Source organism: Methylophaga sp. UBA5088 (assembly GCF_002414625.1).
In the GTDB taxonomy this organism is placed as follows: domain Bacteria; phylum Pseudomonadota; class Gammaproteobacteria; order Nitrosococcales; family Methylophagaceae; genus Methylophaga; species Methylophaga marina.
The window spans coordinates 22,265-31,375 of record NZ_DIAC01000099.1; the positions used below are offsets into that span (position 1 = coordinate 22,265).

General features: G+C 39.3%; 9 protein-coding genes and 2 pseudogenes. 2 read left to right on the forward strand and 9 right to left on the reverse strand.

The features are described from left to right. Positions 1-261: pseudogene (locus tag B4K20_RS12525) on the forward strand (TonB-dependent receptor); the annotation flags it as partial. Between the two features lie 294 nt (positions 262-555). On the opposite strand, the gene B4K20_RS12530 reads toward B4K20_RS12525, so the two are convergent. From B4K20_RS12530 to B4K20_RS12540, 3 genes are read right to left on the reverse strand one after another with little or no spacing between them, the layout of a single operon-like run. Then, positions 556-948, reverse strand: a complete 393-nt coding sequence (locus tag B4K20_RS12530; protein ID WP_289283133.1) for a GtrA family protein — start codon at positions 946-948, stop codon at positions 556-558. A gap of 5 nt (positions 949-953) precedes the next feature. Next, positions 954-1,898 carry a glycosyltransferase family 2 protein gene (locus B4K20_RS12535; protein WP_289283134.1) on the reverse strand — a complete coding sequence of 315 codons (945 nt, stop codon included), beginning with the start codon at positions 1,896-1,898 and terminating at the stop codon, positions 954-956. Next, complete coding sequence (locus B4K20_RS12540; protein ID WP_289283135.1) at positions 1,888-3,471, reverse strand: glycosyltransferase family 39 protein; 1,584 nt, start codon at positions 3,469-3,471, stop codon at positions 1,888-1,890. The genes B4K20_RS12535 and B4K20_RS12540 overlap by 11 nt, the downstream gene beginning before the upstream one ends. A 720-nt stretch (positions 3,472-4,191) precedes the next feature. Here B4K20_RS12540 and B4K20_RS12545 point away from each other — a divergent pair. Next, complete coding sequence (locus tag B4K20_RS12545; RefSeq protein ID WP_339608419.1) at positions 4,192-4,353, forward strand: hypothetical protein; 162 nt, start codon at positions 4,192-4,194, stop codon at positions 4,351-4,353. Positions 4,354-4,492: 139 nt separating this feature from the next. Here the strand turns inward: B4K20_RS12545 and B4K20_RS12550 are convergent, their stop codons facing one another. From B4K20_RS12550 to B4K20_RS12575, 6 genes and pseudogenes are all read right to left on the reverse strand, one after another. Continuing rightward, complete coding sequence (locus B4K20_RS12550) at positions 4,493-4,798, reverse strand: hypothetical protein (protein WP_289283136.1); 306 nt, start codon at positions 4,796-4,798, stop codon at positions 4,493-4,495. A 157-nt stretch (positions 4,799-4,955) separates the two neighbouring features. Beyond that, positions 4,956-5,806, reverse strand: a pseudogene (locus B4K20_RS12555) (PA4780 family RIO1-like protein kinase). Between the two features lie 180 nt (positions 5,807-5,986). Further along, positions 5,987-6,328, reverse strand: coding sequence for a Fis family transcriptional regulator (locus B4K20_RS12560; RefSeq protein WP_289283138.1), 342 nt, complete (start codon positions 6,326-6,328; stop codon positions 5,987-5,989). 58 nt (positions 6,329-6,386) lie between these two features. After that, the gene (locus B4K20_RS12565; protein WP_289283139.1) at positions 6,387-7,052 is read right to left on the reverse strand and encodes a pyridoxamine 5'-phosphate oxidase family protein; all 666 of its coding nucleotides are present in this window, start codon (positions 7,050-7,052) and stop codon (positions 6,387-6,389) included. Positions 7,053-7,167: 115 nt separating this feature from the next. Next, positions 7,168-8,802: a PepSY-associated TM helix domain-containing protein gene (locus B4K20_RS12570; protein WP_289283140.1), complete on the reverse strand. Its 1,635-nt coding sequence runs from the start codon at positions 8,800-8,802 to the stop codon at positions 7,168-7,170. A gap of 12 nt (positions 8,803-8,814) precedes the next feature. Next, positions 8,815-9,111 (reverse strand): hypothetical protein (locus B4K20_RS12575; protein ID WP_349678804.1); only part of this gene is annotated, 297 nt, incomplete at its 5' end.

Sequence of the window (9,111 nt, forward strand, 5' to 3'; positions counted from 1 at the left end):
TCATTTGTACAAGCGAGTTACAACTTCGATCGTAACTTTGATGAAGAGCCCGGGAAGGACGAAGAGCAATTCAAGGCCTATGGACTGATTGATGCCACCATGGCCTATAAACTCTCTACCGGTAAGATTCATGCTGGTGTAACGAATCTGCTGAATAAGGATTATTTCAGTTACTCATCACAGACCAGTTATGGTTCTGACGTACGTAATTTCAAAGGTCGTGGTAGAACGCTGACCGTCGGTTACTCATTAGATTTTTAGTGAGACCCAAAAAAAGCCATCACATGTTGTGATGGCTTTTTTATTTACAGTAAAGAGATTGAATGTCTTAAAACCAGAACGGGATTACAAACCCAATATACGAGCTCAGCAAAATATGACGTTCTAATGATAGCACCAGTTCAACTAAGTAGTTTTCGTGAGGGATAGGTTCTACAGTTAAATATTTTTTTAATGATAAACTTTATAGGCTTTATTGATACTGCCTAGGAGCAGATCCTAAAATTAAACTTACACCAATGAATAATTTTCTTGGGTTTAAATATAAAATTAATTTTAAATAAAAACCCAATAGTTTAGGATCATATAAATGATGATTGGAGTTATAAATATCATACCCAACGTGGCATAACTAGCATGAAGCCCTAATATATGAACTGTAATATAAACCCACAACATATTTAAAATGAGTGACAATAAACTGGAAAGGAAAAATTTAACTTGAGACTTAATTTTATGTGTAACAATTCTTTCTGAAAAAGTCCATTTCCTCTGCCCAGTGTAAGAAACAATAAATGCAAATATAAAACCAATTAAATTAGATATTTGCTCATTTATTCTAAATTTTTCTAAAAAAATTAAAAATATTAATGCGTGAACTAAAGTGGCAAGCAATCCCACACTAACGAATTTAAATGATCTTTGCTTGAGTAATCTATCTACTAGCACAGCTGTTACTCATCAAAACCGAATTTATCCATAACTATATAAATTGGCCTTTGTTTAATTTCTATAAATATTCTAGAAAGATACTCTCCAATCACGCCCAAACTCAATAAAACTAAACCGGACATAAATAGAATGACGACCATAAGTGAGGCATAACCCGGCATATCAACACCAAATATGATTGTTTTTATAATTAGATAGAATCCATACATAAATGAAAATATTGATATCAATGAGCCTAGGTAAGACCAAACCTTCAATGGCAATGATGTAAAGGATACAATTCCCTCTAAAGCAAGCTTATACAGACTGAAATAATTCCAGCTTGTATTTCCAGCAGCTCGCTCAGGTCTTATATACTCAACAGTGGTTTGTCGAAAACCAACAGATGCAAAAATACCTTTCATAAAACGTGTTCTCTCTGGATAGTTTTTTAATACATCAATTACTTTTCTATCAATTAGACGAAAATCACCGACATTTTTTGGAATTACTACATCAGATATTTTCTCGATGATGCTGTAAAATAAACTTGAAGACCACCTCTTCATACTGGTATCAGAAGATCTGTCAATGCGTTTAGCTAGTACCACATCAAAGCCTTCTTTCCATTTTTCGTACATATCAATAATCAATTCAGGGGGATCTTGAAAATCACAATCTATAGGGATCGCTGCTTGACCAGAAGCAAAATCAAGGCCGGCAGACAAAGCCTGTTCTTTTCCGAAATTTCTAGATAGATTAATGATCTTGATACTTTTATTTAACTCTAATTGTTCTTTTAAAATTTGAAGTGTATTGTCTGTACTTCCATCGTTGATGAATATAAGTTCAAAGGTAATGTCTCTATCGGTCAAAATAGCACTTACTTTGGAGATAAATGGCTCAAGAACATCTTCTTCATTGAAAACTGGCAGTAAAAGTGATAACTCAGTAGAACTAATGCTCATTTCCCAACCCTTTTGATGTGTTTTGATATTCGTAGACAGTGATGCCACGGAAGTGCTTTGATGAAGTTAATGATAAATTTTCACTTATCAATGAATCGTGGATAAGACCTTCAGGATCGAAAAGTGATTCCACTCTAGTAACCAACAAAACTTTATCATAGCTATGATTTAATAATTTCCTCAGGTCATCAACATCTGCGCTTGTAAATCCCGGTACGGACGGAGTCCCTCCAGGATAAAAAGTTGACAGACCTATTGCAGGATAAGCATGTGGAATTGCATGAATATTTAACGTTTGTTTGTAATCGCTGTTTACGTGAGCTACAGCTAACTCTATAGAGTTAGGTAGTAGAAGAACAATATAATTTTCTTCTTTTTGATGTAAAAGGTGATTATAAACTTGATCCCATGGCTCTTTTTGCTGATATTTTAAAGTGTCATATGTAGCACCCGATAAAAATAGAAAAATAATAATAAACAGCCCGTACCTTATTCGGCGGTTAACAATCGATGTAATGCTTATTGATAGAAAAATATAATATGGAATAATCACTGGACTTAATGTGCGATCTAGAAATATATTTGGACCAATTTTCGATATTATGAGATTTATGACTGGAATGGAAATAGCAAAAAATATCAAATAAAAATACTGGTAATTTTTATCCTTAGTTATTTTATACAATCCATAAATTGATAAGCCAGTCATCAATGCTTTAAAAATAACCTCTATATATCCATAGCCACTATGAGAGTGAGGAAAATATAAAAACTTTAAAACGTTCAAGATATAGTTAATATCAGGCTCAGGAATCCAAGTGCTGGAACTCCACCCCTGCAATTGTTGGATGATAATGTAAAGTAAAGGAAGCGAAAAAATAAAAACAGCAATTACAGAGCCGACTAAAAATTTTATGTGAATTCCGTTTCTATTAAAGTAATAGTTATTAAGTAAAGCAACATAAATAACGAAAGAATAAATAGGTCCTGTGCTATGAGACCAATTTGTAATTAAAGTCCCTAGAGAAAGTATTATCCACGCTCTGTATGAACTTTTATCTTTGTTTAAAATTATTGAAAAAAATCCATAAATTGCAATTGAATAAGACAACATCAATAGAAGATACGGTCTTGCCTCGAGCGAGTACCAAGCAATAACTGGACTAAGTCCAATAAACATAAATATTGATAATTTTAAGAAAAATTGTCTATCATCAAAGCATAAAACTCTGCTTATTTGATATGAGGTATAAAATAAAAATATAGAAGTGAGTAATGAAAAATATCTTTCTGGTAAATTGAAAAAAAGACCTATCGAATGATTCCATAATTTAGTGACTAAGTAATAGAAAGGTGGGTGAGACTCGAAGGTTGGTACCCAGAAAATTAAATTGTAATAACTCTGATTCGTAAACCAAGACGTATAGGATTCGTCCATCCAATATGGGTTTTTATCAATAAAAAATAGTCTCAACGTTAGTGAAAAAATGATAAAAATAATTAAATAAAAATAATTGAATTCAATCTTTTTCATTGAAGCTCCATGTACAAATGCTAATGCATTCAAGTCCATTTAATATATTGCTATTATTTCATAATATAATGAATGGGCATTTATAGTAATTTCTTATAACTAACTGTAATCAGAAGTTCAAGTTTTAGCCAGTTCTCGTATTTTATTTAGTCTCGCATCAGATATACAAGTGTTCGACTGTCCATCTACACAGTTATGTCTTTTGCTGAATAGTTTATATAACTTGACTCTATAACTGTATTCTGGCTACATTCGGCTGACAGCGACATTGCTGTTGTTTATTAAAGCTAATGAGACTCATACCAAACAGCGAACAAATCAATCTCACCGTGCTAAGCCTTTTCAGCTGGTCTTTCAGAGTGTAGGTACGGGTTCGACCTACATTATTAAATTAGTAGCCCTTTCTTCAATTAACTACACCTGCTTCTTAGCCAGAGTTTTCAGTTCTGAAATACGATTCTGATCAGAGGTTAGTGCTTCAAACTGTGGTGCTGAACAACCTCTATATGCTTTTAGTAGGTTCACCTAAATCCACCCAGAGAGGCTTAAGGAATAATGTAATTCTGATTGACAATCAGATCAGCTTGAACTCAGTGTTAAAACGCCTCCTTTGTTTTATCATTCAACACATCATAGCAATATCACTACCCATATGAATCGTCATTTGTACAAGCGAGTTACAACTTCGATCGTAACTTTGATGAAGAAGCGGGTAAGAAAGAAGAGCAGTTCAAAGCCTATGGCCTGATTGATGCCACCATGGCGTATAAACTCTCTAGCGGTAAGATTCATGCTGGCGTAACGAATCTGCTGAATAAGGATTATTTCAGTTACTCATCACAAACCAGTTATGGCTCTGACGTACGTAACTTCAAAGGTCGTGGTAGAGCGCTAACTGTCGGTTATTCATTAGACTTTTAGTGAGGCCAAAAAAGCCATCATCTAGTGTGATGGCTTTTTATTTATAGAGCTATTTAATTCTCTTTGGTCGGTAGCGAGTTATCTATTCTGAGGGACTGCCGTTTTTCGTTTTATCTTTGCGTGTGAATGCAAAAACCAGTCAGACAATGAACAACAGGATGAGGAATGGCAGAAGAAACGGGAAGATCATAGAAAAAGAGACCAGGCAGAAAAACACCAGGAAACCCAAAATGACAAGTCCAATGCCAGTGAACATGAAGGCCATCAATATACCCATGCAAAGTAATAAGATGGGCACAAAAACAATGCCACCGGCTTCTATCAGATGTTTTAATGGTCCCGTGACTTGCTCGCCATTATAGGTAATGCTGGTATTCGATGGCATCAGGCTTAAGGCACCGATGATGATCAACAGAAAGAGAATTAATAAGGTCACTTTTTTCATAGATTTAAATACACTTCTGCTTGGTTCGTCGGAATGGTGAGTTTGATGGAACGCAATAAGATCACCGCTATGCGTCTTTCGACTTCACCCCTGGCATTGAGTTGCATTGAAGGAGAGACTTCAAACTATCAAACAGGGCATATTGGTCTATAGCCGATTAATCATCCTCATCACGTAAGCGTAGTTTTCTTTCTTGTTCTTCAGCCAGAATAGCCTTAATTTCAAGCATCACAGCATCTACATCGGCAGCCTCAGTGCTTTCTTCAAACAGGCCTGTGAGTTCTGTTTCGGGCTGTAACTTGACATTCTCAAACAATGACCATATTTCTTTTTCGTAATGGGTTTGACGTAACTCGGGTGCGAACTGGGCGTAATAACGTGTCATATTTTGCACATCGCGATTTAACATGGCTTGTGCATTATTATTTGCCACGGCATTTACGGCTTGGGGTAGGTCGATAATGACTGGGCCATTTTCATCCACCAACACATTAAATTCCGACAAGTCGCCATGAACTAAGCCAGCACAGAGCATCTTTTTTACCGAGTGCATGACCAGGAGATGATCTTCGATGGCTTGTTCAGCAGACATGGACACATCATTGAGGCGAGGTGCCACATCACCATCCTCATCAGTGATCAGCTCCATCAATAACACGCCATTCAAGCAATCATAAGGTTGAGGCACTCGCACGCCGGCACTTGCCAGCAAAAAAAGCGCATCCACTTCGGCATTTTGCCAGGTTTCTTCCTGCTGTTTACGACCGAATTTTGAGCCTTTTTCCATGGCGCGGCCGCGGCGACTGTTACGTACTTTCGACCTTCCTGATATTGGGCAGCTTTTTTAAAGCTTCGCTTGACGGCATCTTTATAAACTTTGGCACAGCGAATGTCATCACCACATCGAACAACGTAGACATCGGCTTCCTTTCCGCTCATTAAACGACTAATCACGTCGTCCACAAGACCATCATCAACAAGTGGCTGAATTTGTTTTGGTATTTTCATTGTTCGAGGTGTATCACTCAAATGTATCCAAGAAAAGATACTGTGCAGTATAAACTACAGTCGCATAGATCAATGTGTCTATAACGCTAGTTGGTTTATATTGAGCTATAACTGACAACTTAAAACGTAAGCAAAAAATACTGCTTTAGAAAAAATAAAAAGGCTAGTTCGGCAGACCTATTAATCCAGTCTGATAGCCCAGTTGCCATTATGCTGTTGATGACAGGCTTCTTCGCTATCGTACGAAATATGATTAGAAAAACATTTTAGCTTGATATCCATAGCCTGAAATTCAGAATGAATAAGTGACTCTATGCTTAGACTTTCATCAGACTCAAGGTAATTATTCAAATTCTGGTTTGTATCAAACACACAGACTACCTTTAAGCTCTTTGGGTAATTGTCATAGTTCACCAAGTGGGTTAACCACCGAAAACCATCTATATCTTTCAACGCCTGCTCACAGACATCAGTTAACGATGCTCGTATGGTGTTATCTAACTTTTTATCTGTTTTTCGCATATTTAGAGTTGGCTTATTAGCAGCTAATTGTACTCAGAAGAAATATGTTTGATAGAGGTTAAGCTTTCTCATCACCCGACTGAATATACTCCATCCATTCTTCAATCGGCATGGTGCCACCTTCTTCGGCTACCTGGTTTAATTCATGCTCACGTAATACATCTTGCAGGCTATCAATACGTTTCCAGGTGGCGATAGGTGTTTTGCATTCCTCTTTAGGAATATAACGTGACTCTTTCACTTTCTGATAGCGGTGAACATAGCGCGGGCAGTTTTGCCATAGTTCAGAAACAGTCACGCGTACCACCATTTCGGCTTCTTTCCACTCTTTTATCAATGGATCGTCACTCGATGCCGTTGCTGTACCCTGCACACGAATGCGATGCGGTGTCTCAAAATTAATAAACAATAAACCGACTTCTGGATTGCCCTGAATATTGCCCATGGAGTAGTACATACCATTGCCGTCATAGCTGGGAAACGCAATGGTTTTCTCATCCAACACTTTGATAAAACTGCCGGCTTCACCGCCTTTATAAGACACCGTTGGCCGACCACGCTCATCCACCGTTGTCAGAAAAAACATATCACGGCTTTCGATAAAGTCTTTGGCCATCTCATCCATTTCTGTGACTAGCGCCACTTCCTCGACCCGATCGGCCATCTCCCGGCTATTGAATAAGTCCTGAAGAGCCCGATGTTTTTCGTTATAGAGTCTGCTCATAGTGTTTCTCTCTGTGTGTTTCTATTTATTTTTGATAAGCCTTCACTGTACTGTACAAAAACAGTGGATGCCAATAGTGAAAACACGATCAGAAAACGTCGACAAAATGCCCGTTTTATACAGAGCGAATGGCTGGACGGTATGACCAGACGCTGTCGGTGACTTGACTATGATACACGCGTTGAGATGTTGCTTTGGCAAGCATGATAAAACTCACAGCTAGCATGAGTGCCACACTATCCACCATCAAAGTGTCCAGTTCAGTATGCATCCACAGCCCTGTTGATGGAATGAGGATGCTCAGTAAGCTGGTAAGTGGCATCGCAGCAGTAAGCATAGAAGCTAAGTACAGCAACTCAACCAAACTCCGGGCAGCACCACGTATGAAGCTCCATGCGATTGCGGCAAAAAACATAAAGTAATACACCCATTGGAAATGAGCGTAGGTGGCCTGGGACTCTAATGCTAACCATTTACTGCTGGCAAGCATCAAAGAAATGCCACAGACACTGCCCAGGCAAATGCCAACCGTGAGTGAGGCCATCACTTTTACATCTTTTCGTTGAGTGAATAATGTTCCATCGGGCTTACTTCGGCGACGGCGGTTTTCCACCCAGAGTAAATTACCAGTATAAAACAGCCATGCTCCGGCTAGACCCAGAATGAAATATGCCCAACGTATAGGTGAGCCGCCAAAGGTAGCAAAATGCAAAGCAAAAAAACTACTGACTGCTACCATTTCTCCCAGCTGCTGGCCTGGTAAATAATCGGTCGATTGCACTTCTCCCGAATATGGATTGATCGCAATGAAGCCTCCCGGAGCCCGGGGAGCAATGGCATGTGCTTCATGCCCCCAGATCATGACACTAGCTCGTGGTGTGGTTATACCTGAATATTGCAGCTGATAAGGTTCGAACGACGGCGCCACTTCTCTGGCGGTGGCCAGCAATCGTTCTGGTGACAACATCATTGCAGGATCAGTACTTTGTTCAGGATTCGGCTTCGGGGCACTTGAAAATAACGCCTGACGTAACTGGCCTTCATGAATGAGTTTATCCTGAGCGTCATAGATAAGATCATGGTAGGCAAAACCAAAAGCGGTGATCGCCATAATCAAGTGAAAGGGCAAACTGGTCACACCGACCACATTATGGGCATCGAGCCAGACCCGTTTTGGTTTTCTTCCCAGACGGAACGCAAACAGCTCTTTGACCAGAATAGGTAGCAGAATAATCAAGCCTGATACCAGTGCCAAGACATACAAAATGGCAAAAACACCCATAATCCAGCGATTAGGATCACTATCAACCGGCAGACCAACCACCCGGTGCAGGGTATCAATAAATTGAGCAACAGGGGCTGGGCTGACTTCTTCTGTGACGAGTGTTTGCTGTTTATCTAAATGGGCGCTGAAGTAACGCAGTGAGGACACATCATGATCGCCGCCTTTGTCACCTTCAACTGTCCACATGATCTGATGAGTGTGATGTGTTTCGGGGTCTAAATTCACTTGTATATTTCGTGCGGCGGATGGCTCTGACTCAACCAGCTGATCAAGCACAGAGGGTATTTTTTCTAGATCAATACGCTCTGATTGCTGAATAGGCGGTGTAGCCCAATGGGTAATGGGTTCTTTAAAGATGGTTAATGCACCAGCATAAAAAGCGATGAACAAGGCCATGCCGCTGATAATACCCACCCAGGTGTGCAGCGATTTATAGGTACGAATAATGTCTGCTTTTACTTTCATGTGGGAGTCATCTCAGAAGGATTTAAATAGAAAATACAGTGCATACAGCACAACATTAGTTAGTCCCAGCCAAAACCAGGCACGAGCACCAGAGCGAAACAAAAAACAGGTGCTGAGAATGGTGAGCCAGATAGGGCCAAGTAACCACATGATTAATTGAGCTTCACCACTTCGACCTATCTGTAGTGGCAAAAGAAAAAACAAACCGCATATCGACATCGCAGCAAAAAAGCCTAAGACGATGCCGGCTAGGGATTTACTGATCCAGTCTGCTCGAAATGGCGTGCTTGTCATTAGCGTGCTCTCCTC

Bases quoted from the DNA above. Each gene is read 5' to 3' on its own strand.
- B4K20_RS12535 (WP_289283134.1), bottom strand. From the start codon at position 1,898: ATGAGCATTAGTTCTACTGAGTTATCACTTTTACTGCCAGTTTTCAAT.
- B4K20_RS12540 (WP_289283135.1), bottom strand. From the start codon at position 3,471: ATGGACTTGAATGCATTAGCATTTGTACATGGAGCTTCAATGAAAAAG.
- B4K20_RS12545 (WP_339608419.1), top strand. From the start codon at position 4,192: ATGGCGTATAAACTCTCTAGCGGTAAGATTCATGCTGGCGTAACGAAT.
- B4K20_RS12550 (WP_289283136.1), bottom strand. From the start codon at position 4,798: ATGAAAAAAGTGACCTTATTAATTCTCTTTCTGTTGATCATCATCGGT.
- B4K20_RS12560 (WP_289283138.1), bottom strand. From the start codon at position 6,328: ATGCGAAAAACAGATAAAAAGTTAGATAACACCATACGAGCATCGTTA.
- B4K20_RS12565 (WP_289283139.1), bottom strand. From the start codon at position 7,052: ATGAGCAGACTCTATAACGAAAAACATCGGGCTCTTCAGGACTTATTC.
- B4K20_RS12570 (WP_289283140.1), bottom strand. From the start codon at position 8,802: ATGAAAGTAAAAGCAGACATTATTCGTACCTATAAATCGCTGCACACC.